The organism is Pseudomonas sp. Leaf15 (genome assembly GCF_001421425.1).
Lineage (GTDB): Bacteria > Pseudomonadota > Gammaproteobacteria > Pseudomonadales > Pseudomonadaceae > Aquipseudomonas > Aquipseudomonas salomonii.
Genome location: NZ_LMKI01000036.1, coordinates 169686 through 188914, shown reverse-complemented (window position 1 = coordinate 188914; position 19229 = coordinate 169686). Strand labels below are relative to the sequence as shown.

Annotated in this window: 15 protein-coding genes; 8 read left to right on the top strand and 7 right to left on the bottom strand. The window is 61.1% G+C overall.

Annotated features, from left to right (window positions below):
- Window positions 1–54 precede the first annotated feature (54 nt).
- Window positions 55–1203, top strand: coding sequence for an aldose epimerase family protein (locus ASE80_RS28545; protein ID WP_056861861.1), 1149 nt, complete (start codon window positions 55–57; stop codon window positions 1201–1203).
- A 283-nt stretch (window positions 1204–1486) separates the two neighbouring features.
- On the opposite strand, the gene ASE80_RS28540 is transcribed toward ASE80_RS28545, so the two are convergent.
- Genes ASE80_RS28540 through ASE80_RS28520 form a run of 5 tightly spaced genes read right to left on the bottom strand, consistent with a single transcriptional unit; the run spans window position 1487 to window position 7325 of the window.
- Window positions 1487–2491: a substrate-binding domain-containing protein gene (locus ASE80_RS28540; RefSeq protein WP_017136516.1), complete on the bottom strand. Its 1005-nt coding sequence runs from the start codon at window positions 2489–2491 to the stop codon at window positions 1487–1489.
- Between the two features lie 37 nt (window positions 2492–2528).
- Window positions 2529–3392 carry an SMP-30/gluconolactonase/LRE family protein gene (locus tag ASE80_RS28535; protein ID WP_056861860.1) on the bottom strand — a complete coding sequence of 288 codons (864 nt, stop codon included), beginning with the start codon at window positions 3390–3392 and terminating at the stop codon, window positions 2529–2531.
- A 14-nt stretch (window positions 3393–3406) separates the two neighbouring features.
- On the bottom strand, window positions 3407–4987 hold the full coding sequence (locus ASE80_RS28530) for an aldehyde dehydrogenase (NADP(+)) (protein ID WP_056861859.1): 1581 nt from the start codon (window positions 4985–4987) through the stop codon (window positions 3407–3409).
- A 10-nt stretch (window positions 4988–4997) separates the two neighbouring features.
- Window positions 4998–5987, bottom strand: coding sequence for an AraD1 family protein (gene araD1, locus ASE80_RS28525; protein ID WP_056861858.1), 990 nt, complete (start codon window positions 5985–5987; stop codon window positions 4998–5000).
- A 15-nt stretch (window positions 5988–6002) separates the two neighbouring features.
- Window positions 6003–7325 carry an MFS transporter gene (locus tag ASE80_RS28520; RefSeq protein ID WP_056861857.1) on the bottom strand — a complete coding sequence of 441 codons (1323 nt, stop codon included), beginning with the start codon at window positions 7323–7325 and terminating at the stop codon, window positions 6003–6005.
- Between the two features lie 192 nt (window positions 7326–7517).
- Between ASE80_RS28520 and ASE80_RS28515 the strand changes: the two genes are divergently transcribed.
- The 3 genes from ASE80_RS28515 to ASE80_RS28505 are packed head-to-tail and all read left to right on the top strand — an operon-like array spanning window position 7518 to window position 10745.
- Complete coding sequence (locus ASE80_RS28515) at window positions 7518–9254, top strand: IlvD/Edd family dehydratase (RefSeq protein ID WP_056861856.1); 1737 nt, start codon at window positions 7518–7520, stop codon at window positions 9252–9254.
- 48 nt (window positions 9255–9302) lie between these two features.
- Window positions 9303–10025 (top strand): FadR/GntR family transcriptional regulator, encoded by a 723-nt coding sequence (locus ASE80_RS28510; protein WP_056861855.1) that lies wholly within the window; start codon window positions 9303–9305, stop codon window positions 10023–10025.
- 42 nt (window positions 10026–10067) lie between these two features.
- The gene (locus tag ASE80_RS28505) at window positions 10068–10745 is read left to right on the top strand and encodes an SOS response-associated peptidase family protein (protein ID WP_056861854.1); all 678 of its coding nucleotides are present in this window, start codon (window positions 10068–10070) and stop codon (window positions 10743–10745) included.
- 4 nt (window positions 10746–10749) lie between these two features.
- On the opposite strand, the gene ASE80_RS28500 is transcribed toward ASE80_RS28505, so the two are convergent.
- Window positions 10750–11790 carry a GGDEF domain-containing protein gene (locus tag ASE80_RS28500; RefSeq protein WP_056861853.1) on the bottom strand — a complete coding sequence of 347 codons (1041 nt, stop codon included), beginning with the start codon at window positions 11788–11790 and terminating at the stop codon, window positions 10750–10752.
- On the bottom strand, window positions 11780–12670 hold the full coding sequence (locus ASE80_RS28495) for a hypothetical protein (protein ID WP_056861852.1): 891 nt from the start codon (window positions 12668–12670) through the stop codon (window positions 11780–11782). The genes ASE80_RS28500 and ASE80_RS28495 overlap by 11 nt, the downstream gene beginning before the upstream one ends.
- A gap of 323 nt (window positions 12671–12993) precedes the next feature.
- On the opposite strand from ASE80_RS28495, the gene ASE80_RS28490 reads away from it, so the two are divergent.
- The 4 genes from ASE80_RS28490 (at window position 12994) to ASE80_RS28475 (ending at window position 19157) form a co-directional block, all read left to right on the top strand.
- Window positions 12994–13869, top strand: coding sequence for a bestrophin family protein (locus tag ASE80_RS28490; protein WP_017136525.1), 876 nt, complete (start codon window positions 12994–12996; stop codon window positions 13867–13869).
- A gap of 101 nt (window positions 13870–13970) precedes the next feature.
- Window positions 13971–14861, top strand: coding sequence for a proline iminopeptidase-family hydrolase (locus ASE80_RS28485; RefSeq protein WP_056861851.1), 891 nt, complete (start codon window positions 13971–13973; stop codon window positions 14859–14861).
- Between the two features lie 550 nt (window positions 14862–15411).
- Window positions 15412–17820 (top strand): glucose/quinate/shikimate family membrane-bound PQQ-dependent dehydrogenase, encoded by a 2409-nt coding sequence (locus ASE80_RS28480; RefSeq protein WP_056861850.1) that lies wholly within the window; start codon window positions 15412–15414, stop codon window positions 17818–17820.
- 71 nt (window positions 17821–17891) lie between these two features.
- On the top strand, window positions 17892–19157 hold the full coding sequence (locus ASE80_RS28475) for a carbohydrate porin (RefSeq protein WP_056861849.1): 1266 nt from the start codon (window positions 17892–17894) through the stop codon (window positions 19155–19157).
- Window positions 19158–19229 lie beyond the last annotated feature (72 nt).

Sequence of the window (19229 nt, the reverse complement as noted above, 5' to 3'; positions counted from 1 at the left end):
ATATCGCACATTAGTAGAACTATTCCACTGAAAACAACAAAAGGAAGTTCGACCATGAAGCACCCTCGTCACCTGCTTTCCGGCCTCGCCTTGTCCCTGCTGATCGCCAGCGGCGGCGCTCAGGCTGCGGGCCTAACCAGCGAGCACAAACCCTTCGGTAAAACCAACGACGGCACCGCCGTCGAGCAGTACATCTTGCGCAACAGCCACGGCATGCAAGCCACGGTGATCACCTACGGCGGCGTGTTGCAGTCACTCAAAGTGCCGGATAAAAACGGCAAGATCGATGACGTGGTACTGGGTTTTGATGACGTGCAGGGCTATCAGAGCGGCACGGCGTTTTTTGGCGCGACCATCGGGCGCTTCGGCAACCGCCTGGCGGGCGGTGCGTTTGAACTTGATGGCAAACGCTATCAGGTACCGCTCAACGACGGCCCCAACTCGCTGCACGGCGGCGCCCAGGGGTTTGACAAGCACGTTTGGCAAGCCGAACCCGTCAAGGGCAAGGACTCGGTCGGCGTCAAGCTCAGCTACCTGTCCAAGGACGGTGAAATGGGCTTTCCCGGCAACCTGAAGACCGAGGTCACCTACAGCCTCAACGATAACAACGAACTGCATATCGACTACAAGGCCAGCACCGACAAGCCCACGGTGCTCAACCTCACCAACCACAGCTATTTCAACCTGGCGGGCGCGGGCAACGGCGACATTCTCAAGCAGGTCGCGACCTTGCATGCCAGCCATTACACCCCGGTGAATGCCACCCTGATTCCGACCGGCGAACTGGCGCCGGTCAAGGGCACGCCGATGGACTTTCTCAAGCCCACGCCAATCGGCCAGCACATCAAGGACGAACATCCGCAGCTTAAATTTGCCGAGCCGAAACAAGGTGGGTTTGACTTCAACTGGGCGCTCGACACCCAGGGCGATATCAAGCAACTCGCCGCCGAAGTACACGACCCTGCGTCTGGCCGGCGTTTGAAGCTCTACACCAGCGAGCCTGGGGTGCAGTTCTACACCAGCAACTTCCTCGACGGCACGGTGAAGGGCAAAGGCGGCAAGACGTATCAGCACTGGAGTGCTTTTACCCTCGAGACTCAGCATTTTCCTGATGCGCCCAACCAGCCCAAGTTTGCTTCGACTCGGTTGAATCCGGGGCAGACCTATAGCCAGAACACGGTGTTCAAGTTCTCTGCCGACTGACTGTTGGTGCGCCGAGGTGTAGGAGCCGGCCCTCGCTACTGGCACCTCGGTTTTTCCATGTGACGGGACGGAAGCCGGGGCAGCTTGGTCAGCGAAAAGGATATAAAGGGCCAGAGCAACAGCAGAGCCATACTCGGTCAACTGTGGGAGCTGGCTTGCCTGCGATGGCATCACCTCGGTACATCAGGCACACCGAGTTGAGGCCATCGCAGGCAAGCCAGCTCCCACAGAAAAGCAGATCCCAGGTGAATGCGAATCCGCTTTTCACTTTTGTTTTAACCACTCATTGCCACAACCCAATCTTCGTCAGCTCTTGCTTAAAATTCTCCCGCGTAATCAGCGTCACCTCGTCCATCGCCGTGTACTTGGGCGGTTCCGTCCCCTTGGTGACCCACTCATACATCATCAACGCAGTGTTGTAGCCCTCGATATGCGGGCTAGGCAGCATCGAACCAAAAAAACCACTGTCGGCCTTTTTCAGCTCGCCAATGGCATCCGTACCATTGATGCCAATACCAATCACATTGGCCGCAGCAAAACCGGCCGTTTCCGTAGCGCGCACGCCACCGAGCACCGTGTTGTCGTTCATGCCACCGATAATCAGGTTCTTGGCACCACTGGGCAGCTTGACCAGCGCCGAATTGGTGGCGTCCATACTGCCCGGTACGTCGAGCGTCTTGGCAGCAGTGAACAGGATATGGTCTTTAGGAAAACCAGCATCTTCCAGGGACTTGACCGAACCGTCAGTGCGCTTTTTACCCGTGTCCAGTTCGTTAAAGGTGTTGATCACCGCATAGGTGTCCTTCCAGTCCCAACCGCGTTTTTTCGCCTCGGCCGCCATCGCCGCGCCCTGCTTCTGGCCGACTTCAAACGCGGCCATGCCCAGGTACGGCACGTCCTCCATGAAGTTGCCCTTGGCATCAACGAAGCGGTCATCCACCGCAATCACTTTCAGGCCGTTGGCCTTGGCCTTGGCAACGATGGCCGGGCCCAGCGACACGTCCGGCGGGCAGATCACAAAGCCCTTGGCGCCGTTGGCCGCCAGGCTGTCGATGGCCGAGAGGGTTTTCTCGCCATCGGGCACGGCGATCTTGATCACGGTAAAGCCATGCTCCTTGCCGGCTTTTTCGGCAAACGCCCATTCGGTCTGAAACCACGGTTCTTCAGCCTGCTTGACCAAAAAACCAATCTTCACTGCTTCAGCGGCCTGCAACAGACCGCCCAAGCTCAGCGCAGACACCGCCACAGCGGCGCAGCACAGGGAACGCATACCTCGACGACGATTCATACGGGTGACTCCTTGTTATTGTTTTCAGGTCTTGGGTTTATCCGGCAAAGCGGTGACAGCGTGTGCCCGGCACATCAACCTCGATGGCCAGCACCGCGCCATCCAGCGGGTGATCGAGTGGGCTGGCGGCGCTGGTGATGTAGAGCGTGGTGAGGTGGGGGCCACCGAACACGCAACTGGTGGGGCGGCTGACGGGCAACTCAATAATGCGGTCGACTTCACCCAACGGCGTCAGGCGCAGCAGGCAACTGCCGTCCCAACGGGCGTTCCAGATATAGCCGTCTGCGTCCATCGCCGAGCCGTCCGGGCCACCACGCTCATGCGGGCCGAACCAGACCTGGGCAGGCTCGAGCTGACCCTCGGGTTGGATCGCATGCCGGTACAAAGTGCCGTCCAGGCTGTCGCCAAAATGCACGTGCGCGCCGTCATCGCTCCATAGCAAGGTGTTGGGAATGCCCAACCCTTGCAGCAGCGGCGTGACGTGTGCGTTGGCATCGATCCGAAACAGGCCGCCGGATCGTCGCGTAATCGGCAGGTCTTCACCCTGCTCACCAATGTTGTTCTGCATGGTGCCCAACCACAGGCGGCCCTGGGCATCGCAGCGCGCTTCATTGCCACGGTTACCCGGTTGCGGGTCGGCCACGCACAGCAGCGTGAGGGCTTCGGTTTCCAGGTTCAGCCGGTACACGCCGCTGCTCAGCGTCACCAGCGCATCGCCACTTTCACAGGGGATAAACGCCGAGACATGCTCGGGCAACTGCCAGATCTGCAGCTGCCCGCCCATCAGGCGCAGCGCCTGTTTGCCGGCGATATTCACCCAATACAGCGCCTGGGTCGGCACGTCCCAGAACGGGCCCTCCCCCAACTGCGCACGGTGCGCAGTGACTGCGGTACACGACATAAAACCTCCTGGTGTTACAGCGGGTCGCGCGATGGCGTGCCATCCACCAGCCGCTGGATGCGCAACGGGTTGGCGTTTTTCAACGCGTCCGGCAGCAGGCTATCAGGGTAATTCTGCAAGCACACCGGGCGCAGGAAACGGTCGATGGCCAGGGTGCCGACCGAGGTGCCACGGGCATCGGAAGTGGCCGGGTACGGGCCGCCGTGAACCATCGAATCACAGACCTCCACGCCGGTCGGGTAGCCGTTGAGCAGGATGCGCCCGACTTTCTGTTCCAGCAGCGGCGTCAGTTCAGTGAACTGCTGCAGGTCGGCCGGTTCAGCAATGAGCGTCGCAGTGAGCTGACCATGCAGACCGTGCAAGGCGTCGCTGAGCTGGGCCTGATCGGCCACCTCGACAAACACCGTGGCAGGGCCGAACACCTCTTCCTGCAACACCTCATCACCGTCGATCAGCAAGCGCACGTCGGCCTTGAACAGCTGCGGCTGCGCCTGACTGCCCACTTGAGCGCTACCCGCCAGGTGTTGGATGCCAGGGTGCGCCAAGAGCTTTTTCAAGCCTTTGCCATAACTGCCCAGCGTGCCGGTATTGAGCATGGTTTGCGCCGGCTGTTCACCGATCAGTTGCGCCACCTGTTGGGTAAACGCGGTGAACTGTGGCGAGGCAATACCGATCACCAGGCCAGGGTTGGTGCAGAACTGGCCACAGCCTTGCACCACCGAGGCAGTGAGGTCGCGGGCGATGGTCTCGGCCCTGGCGTGCAAGGCCTGGGGCAGCACGATCACCGGGTTGATGCTCGACATCTCGGCAAATACCGGGATCGGCTGCGGGCGTGCCGCCGCCATATCACACAGGGCACGGCCACCTTTGAGCGAGCCGGTAAAACCCACGGCCTGGATAGCCGGGTGCTTGACCAGCGCCTCACCGACGCCGCCACCGAAGATCATGTTGAACACCCCCGCCGGCATCTCGGTAGCCTCGGCCGCCCGAATGATTGCATCGGCCACCCGCTCGGCCGTCGCCATATGCCCGCTGTGGGCCTTGAACACCACGGGGCAGCCGGCCGCCAGCGCGGCGGCGGTGTCACCGCCGGCGGTGGAAAACGCCAGGGGGAAGTTGCTCGCGCCAAACACCGCCACCGGGCCGAGGCCGATGCGGTATTGGCGCAGGTCCGGGCGCGGCAGGGGTTGGCGGTCGGGCAAGGCTCGGTCGATGCGCGCGCCGTAAAAGTCACCGCGACGCAGCACCGTGGCGAACAGGCGCATCTGGCCGCTGGTGCGCCCACGCTCGCCTTTGATGCGCGCTGCAGGCAATGCGGTTTCGCGGCAAACCAACTGGATAAAATCTTCACCCAGCGCGTCCAGCTCATCGGCCACTGCCTCCAGAAACTGCGCGCGACGCGAGGCACTCAATGCCCGGTACGCGGGATACGCGGCAGCGCCGGCCTTGGCGGCGGCATCCACCTCGGCGGGCGTGGCCTGATAGAAATCCTGAGGCAAGGCCTCGCCGGTGCTGGCATCGACGCTTTTCAGGGTGACGCTGCCCTGGGCGCTGCGCTGGCCGCCGATGTAGTTGTGGCCGAGTAACGGATTCATGCTGATCTCCTTAAAGGCTGATGACAGTGCCAGGTTCGAACGCCGCTTCGGCGCTGCCGACCCGATTGACCAGCGGCGCGCCGAACTCGGCCTGGCTGATCTCGAATACATCCCCCGGCTGGGTACGTATACCGTCGGCGAATGACAAGGTGGCGGTGCCGAAGAAATGAATGTGCACGTCGCCCGGGGTCAGGAACTGGCTGTATTTGAAATGGTGATACTCGAGGTTCTCCAGGCTGTGGCACATGTTCGCCTCGCCACTGAGAAATTCGCTTGCCCATAACACCTGGCCGTCTCGAAGAATGCGGCTGGTGCCGGCCAGGTGCTGGGGCAACTCACCCACGCGCAACTCCGGGCCATAGCTGCAACTGCGCAACTTGGAATGGGCCAGGTACAGGTAATTCTTGCGTTCCATGATGTGGTCGGAGAACTCGTTGCCCACCGCATAACCCAGGCGATAGGGCTTGCTGTCTCGGCCGATCACGTACAGCCCGCCGATTTCCGGCTCTTCACCGGCGTCTTCGGCAAAGGCCGGCACCGGGAACGCCTGGCCTGGGCGCACCACAATACGGCCATCGCCCTTATAGAACCATTCCGGTTGCACGCCGGCTTGCCCGGCCGGTGGCTTGCCGCCCTCCACGCCCCATTTGAAGATGCGCATGGTGTCGGTCAAAGCGCTGTCGTCACCGGCCTGATGCATTTTATCGCGGGCCGAGGCGCTGCCCAGGTGCGTCAGGCCAGTGCCGCTGATCAGCATGTGCGCCGGGTCCGGATGGTCCAGCGGCGGCAGGACTTTGAGGTCCGCCAACAGCGCAGCGTAGTCATGACTGTCGCCCAGGCCCAGGCTGTCGACCTGTTGCGCCAGGCCTACACCGGCATCGATGGCGGCCAGCGCCAATTCGCGCACGCTGCGTGCGGTGTGCACTTCGCGCAGTGTGTTGCCTTGCACCACGCCGACACGACGCTCACCGTTACGCAATTCGAACTGAACTAAACGCATCAAACTTCTCCAGGATTAAGTACGTGTGGCGCCTCGGGCGCTGGCAGCAAACTGGTCGGCGGGCAGCACATGCTTGCGCTCCAGCACGCGGTACACCACAGCGGTCAAGACCAGGCCGAACACCATGACGCCAGACAAAAAATACAGGCCCGAAGCCAGGTTGCCGGTGTATTCCTTGAGCGCGCCGATCACGAACGGGCCGATATAACCGCCCAGGTTGCCCACCGAGTTAATCAAGGCAATGCCCGCCGCCGCACTGGCACCGGCAAAAAACCGCCCCGGCAAGGTCCAGAACACCGCCGTGCAGGAAAACAAGGCAAATGCCGCCAGGCTCAGCGCCGCCATTTGCAGCACCGGCACGCTCAGCCAGGCACTGCAAAACAAGCCGATGGCGCCGAGCACATAGAGCACGGCAAGGTGGCCATAACGATCGTTCAAGCGGTCGGAACTGCGCGGGATGATCAACAGCCCGATAATGCCGAAAATGTAGGGCACGGCCGAGATGAAGCCGGTCACCAGGTCAGTGCCGCCGAATTGTTTGATCAGGGTCGGCAACCACAGGCCCAAGCCATAGATGCTCAGGGTCACCGGCAAGTAGAACAGCGCCAGCAGCAACACGCGCTTGTCCTTGAGGGCATGCAGCGGGTTGCCGTGACGGGTCTGGCCGTAGGCTTGCAGGTCCTTGGCCAACTCACCCGTCAGCCAGGTTTTCTCGTCCTCGCTCATCCATGTGACCTGCTTGGGGCCGTCCGGCAGAAAGCGCAGCACCGGCCAGGTCAGCAACAACGCCGGTGTGCCGATCACGATAAACAGCCATTGCCAGCCGTGCAGCCCGAGGATGCCGTCCATGCCCAGCAGGCCGCCGGATACGGGCCCGGTGATCATCATGGCAATCGGCTGGGAGAGAATGAACAGCCCCAGGATCTTGCCGCGATGGCGCACCGGGAACCACTGGGTGATGTAGTACAGCACGCCCGGAAAGAACCCGGCTTCGGCCGCGCCGAGCAAAAAGCGCATCACATAAAAGCTGTGCGGCCCCTGCACAAAGGCCATGCCAATGGTGATGGCGCCCCAGGTGAGCATGATGCGTGCAAACCAGCGCCGCGCGCCGAAGCGGTCGAGCATCAGGTTGCTGGGGATTTCAAACAGGAAGTAGCCAATAAAGAACAACCCCGCCCCCAGGCCGTAGGCAGCGTCGCCGATGCCGACATCGGCGCCCATGTGCAGCTTGGCAAACCCTACTGCCGAACGGTCCACGTAGGCGATCAGGTACAGCAGGATCAGGAAGGGAATCAGTTTCAGCGTGATACGCCGAACAAGCCGCAATTCCTGGCTCATGGGGTCGATCTCCGATTGTTGTTTTTATAGAAGCTCGGGGGCTGCCTCTCGCGAAAATCCGCCAGGGTCACACCTCAATTAAGCAGGACTATATAGTATGACTATTTGCAAAACAACACTTCCAAAGCTGCGATTTTGCGCTTATGTTTAAGCGCATATAGAACATATAGTCATACAATAAGAGAGTCGATCATGCCTGATAAAAAGCCCGCCCTCCGCTCCGCCCAGTGGTTTGGTACCGCCGACAAGAACGGTTTCATGTACCGCAGCTGGATGAAGAACCAGGGCATTGCCGACCATCAGTTCCATGGCAAACCGATCATTGGCATCTGCAACACCTGGTCGGAACTGACCCCGTGCAACGCGCATTTCCGCCAGATCGCCGAGCACGTCAAACGCGGTGTGATCGAAGCCGGTGGTTTCCCGGTGGAATTCCCGGTGTTCTCCAATGGCGAATCCAACCTGCGCCCCACCGCCATGCTCACGCGCAACCTGGCGAGCATGGATGTCGAGGAAGCCATTCGCGGCAACCCCATCGACGGTGTGGTGCTGCTGACAGGCTGTGACAAAACCACCCCGGCGCTGCTGATGGGCGCGGCCAGTTGTGACGTGCCGGCCATCGTGGTCACTGGCGGGCCGATGCTCAACGGCAAGCACAAGGGCCAGGACATCGGCTCGGGCACGGTGGTGTGGCAACTGAGCGAACAGGTCAAGGCCGGCACCATCACCCTTGACGATTTCCTTGCGGCTGAAGGCGGCATGTCGCGCTCGGCGGGCACCTGCAACACCATGGGCACGGCGTCGACCATGGCCTGCATGGCCGAAGCACTCGGCACTTCCCTGCCCCACAACGCAGCGATTCCGGCGGTGGACGCGCGGCGCTATGTGCTGGCGCATATGTCCGGCATGCGCGCGGTCGAGATGGTGCGTGAAGATTTGAAGTTGTCGAAAATCCTCACCAAGGAGGCGTTTGAAAACGCGATCCGGGTGAATGCGGCCATCGGCGGTTCGACCAACGCCGTAATCCACCTTAAAGCCATCGCCGGGCGTATCGGTGTCGAGCTCGACCTCGACGATTGGACCCGCATGGGCCGTGGCGTGCCGACCATCGTCGACCTGCAGCCGTCAGGCCGTTTCCTGATGGAAGAGTTCTACTACGCCGGCGGCCTGCCGGCCGTGCTGCGGCGCCTGGGCGAAGCCAACCTGATCCCGCATCCGAATGCCCTGACGGTCAATGGCAAGTCGTTGGGCGAGAACACCCGGGACTCGCCGATCTACGGCCAGGACGAGGTGATCCGCACCCTCGATAACCCGATCCGCGCCGACGGCGGTATTTGCGTATTGCGCGGCAACCTGGCGCCGCTGGGCGCGGTGCTCAAGCCTTCCGCCGCCAGCCCCGAGTTGATGCAGCACCGTGGCCGCGCGGTGGTGTTCGAGAACTTCGACATGTACAAGGCACGCATCAATGACCCGGAGCTGGACGTGGATGCCAACTCGATTCTGGTCATGAAAAACTGTGGGCCCAAGGGTTACCCGGGCATGGCCGAAGTCGGCAACATGGGCTTGCCCGCCAAGCTGCTGGCCCAGGGCGTGACCGACATGGTGCGGATTTCCGATGCACGCATGAGCGGCACCGCCTACGGCACGGTGGTGCTGCACGTGGCGCCGGAAGCCGCCGCCGGTGGGCCGCTGGCCACGGTGCAGGAAGGTGACTGGATCGAGCTCGACTGCGCCAACGGCCGGTTGCACCTGGATATCCCCGACGCCGAACTGGCGGCGCGCATGGCTGACCTGGCGCCACCGCAAAACCTGATCGTCGGCGGCTACCGCCAGCTGTATATCGACCACGTGCTGCAGGCCGATCAAGGCTGCGACTTCGACTTCCTGGTGGGCTGCCGTGGCGCTGAAGTCCCCCGGCATTCCCACTAATTGGGATGCTATGATGCCGCGAACCTAAGCCAGAGCCTCCCCGTCGTTATGGATCACCAGCCGCCCAAGCCGCGCAAGAGCCAGCATGCCCAGATCGTTCAGGACTTGGGCATGCACATCGTTTCCGGGCGCTTCAAGCCCGAAGAACGCCTGCCCATGGAAGCCACGCTGTGCGAGGAATACCAGGTCAGCCGCTCGGTGTTGCGTGAGGCGACCCGCGTGCTCAGCGCCAAGGGCCTGGTGTATTCCAAGCCACGAGTGGGCGCGGTGGTGCGTCCACGGGTGAAATGGCATTTGCTTGACCCGGACGTGCTGTCCTGGCTGATGCAGTCCACGCCCCACAGCGAATTTTTCAACACCCTGGCCGGCGTGCGACGCATCCTCGAACCGGAAATCGCCGCCATGGCGGCGACCACGGCCACGGCTGAAGACATTGCCACCATCGAACACGCTTACCGGGGCATGGAAACCGCCAAGACTCACGACGACCTGCTGCAGGCCGACCTGGATTTCCACCGCGCCATCGCCGATGCGACCCGCAACGATTTGCTCGCCTACATGTGCAACATGCTGTCGTTGCCGCTGCGCGAGTCGATCAACATCACCAACCGCCGCCCCGACATCCAGGGCCTGAGCCTGCCCCGCCACAAAGCGATCCTCACCGCCATCCAGAATCGTGACGCCCTCGGCGCCCGGCACGCCTCGCTGGTGCAACTGGATGACACGCGGGTGGCGCTGGACACGGTGATGAACGTGCTCACGCCGCTGTAAATTGATCGTCTACGCTCAGAGGGTCAGTTCGAGGAACCGGCCATGTGCGGACGACTTTCGCAGTACCGCGGTATTCATGACTTTGTGGCGGCCTTGAGCATGCCCAATGCCCTGGCCAATAGCGTCGGCGACCAGCCGCTGGAACGGTACAACGTGGCGCCGACCACGCCTGTGGCAGTGCTGCATCTGGACGCTGAGCTGTTGCACGCAGACCGGGTGCGCTGGGGCTGGCGCCCGCACTGGAGCAAGGAGCGCCAGCTGGCGATCAACGCGCGTGTCGAGAAGGTTGCGCACGGCGCATTTTTTCGCGCGATCTGGCCGCATCGCGCAATTGCGCCGGTGGACAACTGGTTTGAATGGGTGGATGAAGGCGGCGCGAAAAAACAGCCTTACCTGATTCGTCGCCGCGACGGCGCGCCAGTATTCTGCGCCGCCATCGGCCAATTGCCCGACGCCGACGAAGGTGCAGGCACCCACGATGGCTTCGTAATCATCACCGCCGACAGCGCCGGCGGTATGCTCGACATCCATGACCGCAGGCCCGTGGTGTTCACCCCGGAACTGGCCCGTGAGTGGCTGGACCCGGCCACCTCCCCAAGCCGCGCCGAGCAGATGGTGCTGCTGCAGGGCGAGCCGACAGACGTGTTCGAATGGTTCAAGGTCGACAGCGCAGTGGGCAACACACGCAACCATGGGCCAGCGTTGATCCAGCCGCGCTGAGCACTCATTGGGCGACTGCACACCCGTGCGGATTAATCGGCCTGCCCTCCAGATAAGCCCGGTCCTTGCCATTTTGCTTGGCGCCATACAGGTTGCGATCAGCGTCCTTAAGCACCGCCGACATCTCGTCCCCCGCCGAAAACCGCGCCATTCCCGCGCTGCACGTGTAGTTGTGCGGCGCCGCCACACTGCGCCGGATAGCCTGCAACAAATCCCGTGCGAACTCACAGGCGACAGCCGGGTCGTCGCCCAACAACAGCACGCCGAACTCTTCGCCGCCGATCCTGCCGAAACTGTGGCTGCCCTTGGCGTTTTTCAGGCAGGCGGCCATGGCGCAAAGAATGCTGTCGCCCACATCGTGGCCATACCGGTCATTCTTGAGTTTGAAACTGTCGATATCCAACATCATGAAATAGCCGCTCTGGCCACTGGCGATCAGCGCGTCAAAGCCTTGCATGAAGGCGCGCCGGTTGAGAATGGAGGTCAGGTAGTCCGTCTCTGCCAGCTCGCGAAACTCGCTTTCTACCAGCAACACCGAGCGCAAGTTCTTCAAATAGGAAAAACTCAGAATAAAACCGATGGCCACCGACGCGACGCAAAAAATATACAGATAGACCTGGGCATCGCCGTAAATGTCCGCCTGGATGCACGGCCATAAAATCAACCAGACCAACGTGGCGCAGACCAGGTAATCCTGCACACTGATAAACAGGATGGCGCTGCTGATCACCAGGATAACCGCCAGCGGCAAGCCAAACAGGCGCAACTCCCCATGCGCGCTGAGGACATAGGCAAACCCCACGGACAGCAGCACGACATACACAACCCCGAGCGCACGCCACAGGTAAAAGTGGGGGGTCATGTGGTGCAGTCGACACACCGCCATCAGGCACAGGCTGATCGCCACCAGATATATATCCAGCTGCATGTCCGGATGAATCAACAACACCCCGAGCCAGGCAATAATCCCGATTAACTCGGCCTGGGTGACCGCTGGCGACAGTAACCGGCGCATCCGTGGCCTTAACTTCAAGTTAGCAGGCATCCCTTTTCCCTCTTTCAACCGCGTGCAGGCCAACCGCAAATGAAAACGCCATAAAGCGTCTTACCAGGCGAACAAAAGCCGGCAGCACTTCCAGCTGTTTTTTCGCATGCACTTTGAAATAGCCCTTCTCGACGCCCTCGCGGACCATTCGAATAATATGGGTTTTCGATACCGACAGCTGCTGGGCGAGCGCAAGATAAGATGACGACTTGAAGGTCATGCGCTCGTTTTCCGGTGAAAAGGCATCGTTATAAATCGCCAGCATCAACAAATGCCCTGCATCCTTTTTCACCAGCCAATAACAGTCGGGCAGCAACACATCAACGGTCATTTCGTCGGCCAGGATCTGAGCGAAGCCTTTGAAGTAAAGGGCCAGAAAACTACGGTCGTCCATCTCGCGCATTGTGCGAAAAAGGTCTTTTTCAGGACACATCAGCGCCAGCGAATCGGTAATCGACGTCAGCATCAGCCGCACTTCCCGACAGGCTTCGTCCGAGGGTGCATACACCCTGAAACGGCTGTCCTCCGGGTGCGCGTCGACCACCATGAAGCCCAGCGCGCGAAACAGCAGGAAGATCGACTCCAGGCTGTTTCTTGAGCAATACCCGCGCGCCACACAGAAGGCTTTCACCTCGCAAAGCAACGCTGTCGGTTTGGAAAAGTACTCGCTGAAAAGTGCAAAAGAGACCATCAAACGGCTGTATTTCATTGCACTTTTGTAGAAAAACGGGCGTTTCGAGTAAGGGCCTAGAAGCACCTGATAATGCGCCCGAATACAAGATTCAAAGTCCTCATGACGTTCAAGCGCTTGTGCAGTATTACCAATATCCAACTTTAACGAACTGACGTGCATGAAAGAGCCCTGATCAACCAACTTCATCCCACTGATCTAGACTACGAAGTTCACGTAGTCAGGTCCCAAAACAAATCACGTCGTAAAACGGTCCTTGATGGCGCTTTGCCTTTGAGGCCAATGTACAGTGATTGCCGTGCGGCACCGCATCATTACCAAAGTTGTTCCAACTGCACTTCCTGGGCTATTTGCTAACGCGCAAGCGTTGCACTTGCTTGAAATAGCAGTGCAAAGATTGCAGGTGAAGCAGCGCCAATAAATGGCGTCAGAAATATGACCGCGAACCTTCACCGCCTGCGGGCGTCCGAGCTAGGGTGTTTATTGCCCATCGCTCGTTGTGAGGTCCTCGTTTGAAAGCCGCCATCATCAAAAAGTACCGCCTGATTATCAAAACCATGGGCTATGTGGGTTGGGCCTTGTTCTGGCTGTTGTTGTGGGATGTGGCCGTCACGGTCGATTTCATGTTGTTCCTGACCACCAAGATCAACTTGCCGCTGATGCCGCTGACCCTGCTGGGTTCGGCGCTGGTGGTGTTGATCAGCTTTCGTAACAGCAGCGCCTATAACCGCTGGTGGGAAGCACGCACGTTGTGGGGCGCGATGGTGAATAACTCGCGCAGTTTCGCCCGCCAGGTGCTGACACTGCTGGATGACCCCGAGGGCGAGGTAAACCCGGTCAAGGCCACCCTGTTGCGCCGCCATGTGGCCTATGTGAATTGCCTGGCGGCGCACCTCAAGGGCCGGCCATGCCCGGATGAAGTGCGTGCGTTTATCCCCGCCGAAGAGTTCGCGCGCAATGGCGCCACCAACAACTTTGCCAATGACATCCTCACCGGTTCTGCGACGTTGTTGGCCCGCGAATACAAGGCCGGGCACCTGGACAGTATTCGCCTGGCGCGGCTGGAGTCGACACTGGTGGACCTGTCCAATGCCCAAGGCGGCATGGAGCGTATCGCCAATACGCCGCTGCCCTACCCTTACGTGTATTTCCCGCGGCTGTTTATCTCGCTGTTCTGCCTGATCGTGCCGGTGGGCCTGGTGGAATCCCTGGGCTGGTTCACCCCGCTGGCCTCGACCGTGGTGGGCTTTATGCTGCTGGCGATCGAACGCATCGGCACTGACCTGCAAAGCCCGTTTCATTCCAGCGAACACCAGATCCAGATGGAAACCATCTGCGAAACCATCGAGAAGAACCTGCAGTCGATGCAGCGGGATGCGCTGGCTTGAGCTCAAGGTGCTTTTAATTCAAGAACCTATCATTTTTACCAGTGCCCCTGACGCGCGGTTTTGACTAGCCTGTAGCGCATCTATCCAAGGAGGTACACCGCATGCAGGTTCACGAAGGTTATGCCGATTTCCGTGGCCACCGGACATGGTTCCGGGTCACCGGCGACTTGAAGTCCGGGCGCCTGCCCTTGATCGTCGCCCACGGCGGCCCCGGCTGCACCCATGACTACGTCGACAGTTTCAAGGACCTGGCCGATACGGGGCGCGCGGTGGTGCACTATGACCAACTCGGTAATGGCCGCTCCACGCATCTGCGCGACGCACCCGCTGACTTCTGGAACGTGGAGCTGTTCCTGGCCGAGCTGAACAACCTGATCGAGCATTTGCACATCAGCGATTACGCGCTGCTGGGCCAGTCCTGGGGCGGCATGCTGGGGGCTGAACACGCGGTGCGCCAGCCCGCCGGCTTAAAGGCATTGATCATCGCCAATTCGCCGGCCTCCATGGACCTGTGGCGCGCCGCCGCGAATGAGCTGCGCCAGGCACTGCCGGCCGAGGTGCAGGCCACCCTGCTGCGCCATGAGGCGGCTGGCACCACCGACAGCGCCGAGTATCACGCGGCCTCGCAGGTGTATTACGCCCGCCACGTCTGCCGCCTCCAGCCGGAACCCGCCGAAGTGCTGCGCACCAATGCCGCCATCGAAGACGACCCGACCGTCTATCACACCATGAATGGCCCCACCGAATTCCATGTGATCGGCAGCCTGCGCCACTGGAGCATCATCGAGCGCCTGCCACGCATCCAGGTGCCGACGCTGTTGATCTCCGGGCGTTTTGATGAAGCCACACCCGCCACGGTGCAGCCGTTTGCCGATGGCATCCGCGACGTGCGCTGGGAGATTTTTGAGCAGTCGAGCCATATGCCGCATGTTGAAGAGCGTGAGGCGTGCATGGCGTGTGTGGGGGCGTTTTTGGCGCACGTGGAGTCATAGTCAAATTGAGCTTTGTGGCTGACGCTCTACACTAAAGCCAATGTGGAATGGGGTTCATGTGGGAGCTGGCTTGCCTGCGATAGCATCAACTCGGTGTACCTGACACACCGAGGTGTCTGCATCGCAGCGGTGCGACGATTCGACAAGCCAGCTCCCACAGAAAAGCCGCTCTTCAGTGCATGCAAATCTGCAGTCGACCTCAAATTCAAAACTGTATGAGGTCAACTGTGGGAGCGGGCTTGCTCGCGAATACGGTGGGTCAGTCACTTCATCTGTAACTGATACACCGCCTTCGCGAGCAAGCCMGCTCCCACAGTTAAACCGCATTGCATCAGGTAGACAGGCTTTGGCTTTGCACTTGATCTGGCTTTTGCTTCAACCACTCGATTTTTGACGCTGGGACATCTGTGTTCGCATCGATGCCCCTGCGAACCGGACTTTGCTGTTGTGCCCGCATTTGTAAAAGACTATTACGCAGCACAATGTACTAACTGGTTACTTATATTGCTAAAATCGCGTCTTTGCCCTCTCACCTTCGAGTCCTGTCGACATGAAAAGAGCATCGCGCGCCGCTGGCGCCTCTAGATTTCTCCTGCTGGGCCTTGGCGTGGTTATCGCCCTGCTCGGCGTAGCGCTGGCTGTGGGCGGCGCCAAGCTGGTCAGCCTCGGCGGTTCCTGGTACTTCCTGGTCGGTGGCGTGGCCATGGCCGTTTCCGGCTTGTTGATCGCGCGGCGCAAGCCCGCGGGTGCCTGGCTGTTCGCCGCGTTCCTGGTTGGCACCGCCGTGTGGGCGATTGCGGACGTGGGCCTGGTGTACTGGCCGCTGTTCTCGCGGCTGTTCATGTTTGCCGTGATCGGCCTGGTGGTGGCGCTGGTGTATCCGCTGCTGGCCGGCCGACCGGCGCGCGGCGCCTATGGCGTTGCCGCCGTGCTGGCAGTGGGTGTGGCGGTAGCGGCGGGCAATATGTTCGTGGCGCACCCAAGCGTTGCGCCCACCGGCAAAGGCCCTGGCGTCACGCCAGTGGCCGCCGCCGATGCGCAGAAAGATTGGGCGCATTACGGCAACACCGAAGGTGGCAGCCGTTTTGCGGCGCTGGATCAGATCAACCGCGACACCGTCAATAAACTCAAAGTGGCGTGGACCTACCACACCGGCGACGTGGCCATCAGCGACGGCAACGGCGCCGAAGACCAACTGACGCCCCTGCAGATCGGCAACAAAGTGTTTATCTGCACGCCGCACAACAACCTGATCGCCCTGGACGCCGACACCGGCAAAGAGCTGTGGAAGAACGAAGTCAACGCCAAATCGGCGGTCTGGCAGCGTTGCCGTGGCATGGCGTATTTCGATGCGACTGCGCCGATTGCCCAGCCCACCCAGCCAAACAGTTCGCCGATCATTGCTGCCAGCGTACCAGCCGGCGCGCAATGCCAGCGCCGCTTGCTGACCAACACCATTGATGCGCGCCTGATCGCGGTGGACGCCGACACCGGCAAGTTCTGCGAAGACTTCGGCACACACGGCCAGGTGGACCTCAAGGCCGGCCTGGGCAATGTTCCCGACAGCTACTACCAACTTTCCTCTGCGCCCCTGATCGCCGGCACCACCGTGGTGGTTGGCGGCCGCGTGGCGGATAACGTGCAAACCGATATGCCCGGCGGTGTGATCCGCGGCTTCGACGTGATCAGCGGCCAGATGCGCTGGGCCTTCGACCCGGGTAACCCCGAAGACAAGCAAGCCCCGGCAGCGGGCAGCACCTACGTGCGCAGCACGCCGAACAGCTGGGCACCGATGTCTTATGACCCGCTGATGAACACGATTTTCCTGCCGATGGGCAGCTCGTCCACCGACATCTACGGCGTTGAACGGACCCAACTGAACCACAAATACGGCGCTTCGGTGCTGGCGCTGGACGCCTCCACCGGTGCAGAAAAGTGGGTGTACCAGACCGTCCACAATGACCTGTGGGACTTCGACCTGCCGATGCAGCCGAGCCTGATCGACTTCACCCCGCCGGGCAGCGACAAGGCCGTACCGGCGGTAGTGATCGGCACCAAGGCCGGGCAGATCTATGTGCTCGACCGCGCCACCGGCAAGCCGCTGACCGACGTGAAGGAAGTACCGGTCAAGGCCGCCAACATTCCCAACGAGCCTTACTCGCTGACCCAGCCTAAATCGGTGGGCATGCCACAGATCGGCGCGCAGACGCTGACCGAATCGGACATGTGGGGCGCCACGCCGTTCGACCAATTGCTGTGCCGCATCGACTTCAAGGGCATGCGCTACGAAGGCCTGTACACCGCGCCAGGCACCGACAAGTCGCTGAGCTTCCCGGGCTCTTTGGGCGGCATGAACTGGGGCAGTATCTCCACCGACCCGGTACACGGTTTCATCTTCGTCAATGACATGCGTCTGGGCCTGTGGATTCAGATGGTGCCGTCGCAGAACAAGGCCCAGGCCGCCTCCGGTGGTGAAGCGCTGAACACCGGCATGGGCGCCGTGCCGCTCAAGGGCACGCCGTATGCGGTGAACAAGAACCGCTTCCTGTCGGTGGCCGGCATTCCGTGCCAGGCGCCGCCGTTCGGCACCCTGACCGCCATCGACATGAAGACTCAGCAGATCGCCTGGCAAGTGCCGGTCGGCACTGTTGAGGACACCGGCCCGCTGGGCATCCGCATGCACCTGCCGATCAAGGTCGGCCTGCCGACGCTGGGCGGCACCTTGTCGACCCAGGGCGGGCTGATTTTTATCGCCGGCACCCAGGACTTCTACCTGCGCGCCTTCAACAGCGGCAACGGTGATGAAGTCTGGAAAGCCCGCCTGCCAGTAGGCAGCCAGGGCGGCCCGATGACCTATGTGTCGCCCAAAACCGGCAAGCAATACATCGTCATCACCGCCGGCGGTGCGCGTCAGTCCACTGACCGTGGCGACTACGTCATCGCCTACGCCCTGCCATAACGTCCCTCTGTTCGCGCGGTGCTCCCCGCACCGCGCGCGCCTTTCTATACATGCAGTTTGGAAGTCCGCGCATGACCCTTACTTCTCCTATGCCCTTGGGCCGCCTGGTGCTGGGCCTGGCCTTTGCTGCCGCCCTGCCCGTTCAAGCCGACGACACCACCCTCACCGGCGACTGGGGCGGCCTGCGCCGTGAACTCGACGAGCAAGGCATCCGCTTCACCGGCGACTACAGCGGCGAGACCGCCTACAACGCCGACGGCGGCCAACACCGCTCGGCGCGCTACTCGCAAAACATCAAGCTCGGTGTGCAGTTCGACCTCGGCAAGCTCTACGGCTTGACCAATGGCGAGCGCATTCAACTGACCATCAACGACCGGCGCGGCAACAGCGCCTCCGAAGACCTGGTGGGCAACCGCCTGCCGATCCAGGAAAACTACGGCGGCCTCTACACCCGTCTCACCGAGCTGAGCTATGAGCGCACGCTGTTCACGCCCGCGCTGAACATCAAGCTCGGTTACATGGCGATGGGCAACGACCTCGGCGGCCTCGACAGCGGCATCCTGTGCAATTTCATGAATGCCGGTTTCTGCGGGCACCCGCTGAACATGTCCGGCGGCAGCGGTTGGACCAACTACCCGAATGCACGCCTGGGTGCGCGGGTGAAATACGACTTTTCGCCGAACTGGCAACTGCGCGTGGCGGCATTCAATGTCGACCCTGACAGCAACGGCAACTCCAGCCGTGCCTGGCGCCTGGACCCCAAACACACCACCGGCACCGTGGTGCCGATAGAACTGGTGTACAAACATGCGGGCACGCTGCCGGGTGAGTACAAGCTGGGCTATTACTACGACAGCTCCAATGTGAAGCGCATCGGCAGCAACAAAGATGTCAACGGTCGTGGCGGTCACTACCTGCTGATCGACCAGGCCGTCTGGGCATCCAGCACATCCGCAGGCCGTGTGCTGCACGCCTTCGGCCAATACTCGGCGGCCAGCGAAGCCGCCTCGCCGTTCAGCAAGTGGTACGGCGCAGGCGTGGTGTTGTACAAGCCGTTTGAAGGCCGCCCACGCGACACCGTCGCCCTGGGTTATGGCCGTGCGGTGCCGAACCCACGCAGCCGTGACGTGCAAGAGTTGGCGGCGTTCAATGCCGGTACGGACTACCCCAACCTGAACAATGCCGAGCAATTGATCGAACTCAGTTATGGCTACCAGGCCACGCCGTGGCTGACGCTGCGCCCGGATGTGCAATACATCATCGAGCCGGGGGCGTTCTCCGGTGAGAGCATCGATAACGCGCTGGTGCTGGGTTTGCAGGTCAAAGCCGTCTTCTAAAGGCCTGAAATGAGGATCGTTCCCACGCTCCGCGTGGGAATGCATCATGGGACGCTCCGCGTCCCGCCACCT

Coding starts and splice junctions, on each gene's coding strand:
- ASE80_RS28545 (WP_056861861.1), top strand. CDS start 55: ATGAAGCACCCTCGTCACCTGCTTTCCGGCCTCGCCTTGTCCCTGCTG.
- ASE80_RS28540 (WP_017136516.1), bottom strand. CDS start 2,491: ATGAATCGTCGTCGAGGTATGCGTTCCCTGTGCTGCGCCGCTGTGGCG.
- ASE80_RS28535 (WP_056861860.1), bottom strand. CDS start 3,392: ATGTCGTGTACCGCAGTCACTGCGCACCGTGCGCAGTTGGGGGAGGGC.
- ASE80_RS28530 (WP_056861859.1), bottom strand. CDS start 4,987: ATGAATCCGTTACTCGGCCACAACTACATCGGCGGCCAGCGCAGCGCC.
- araD1 (WP_056861858.1), bottom strand. CDS start 5,987: ATGCGTTTAGTTCAGTTCGAATTGCGTAACGGTGAGCGTCGTGTCGGC.
- ASE80_RS28520 (WP_056861857.1), bottom strand. CDS start 7,325: ATGAGCCAGGAATTGCGGCTTGTTCGGCGTATCACGCTGAAACTGATT.
- ASE80_RS28515 (WP_056861856.1), top strand. CDS start 7,518: ATGCCTGATAAAAAGCCCGCCCTCCGCTCCGCCCAGTGGTTTGGTACC.
- ASE80_RS28510 (WP_056861855.1), top strand. CDS start 9,303: ATGGATCACCAGCCGCCCAAGCCGCGCAAGAGCCAGCATGCCCAGATC.
- ASE80_RS28505 (WP_056861854.1), top strand. CDS start 10,068: ATGTGCGGACGACTTTCGCAGTACCGCGGTATTCATGACTTTGTGGCG.
- ASE80_RS28500 (WP_056861853.1), bottom strand. CDS start 11,790: ATGCCTGCTAACTTGAAGTTAAGGCCACGGATGCGCCGGTTACTGTCG.
- ASE80_RS28495 (WP_056861852.1), bottom strand. CDS start 12,670: ATGAAGTTGGTTGATCAGGGCTCTTTCATGCACGTCAGTTCGTTAAAG.
- ASE80_RS28485 (WP_056861851.1), top strand. CDS start 13,971: ATGCAGGTTCACGAAGGTTATGCCGATTTCCGTGGCCACCGGACATGG.
- ASE80_RS28480 (WP_056861850.1), top strand. CDS start 15,412: ATGAAAAGAGCATCGCGCGCCGCTGGCGCCTCTAGATTTCTCCTGCTG.
- ASE80_RS28475 (WP_056861849.1), top strand. CDS start 17,892: ATGACCCTTACTTCTCCTATGCCCTTGGGCCGCCTGGTGCTGGGCCTG.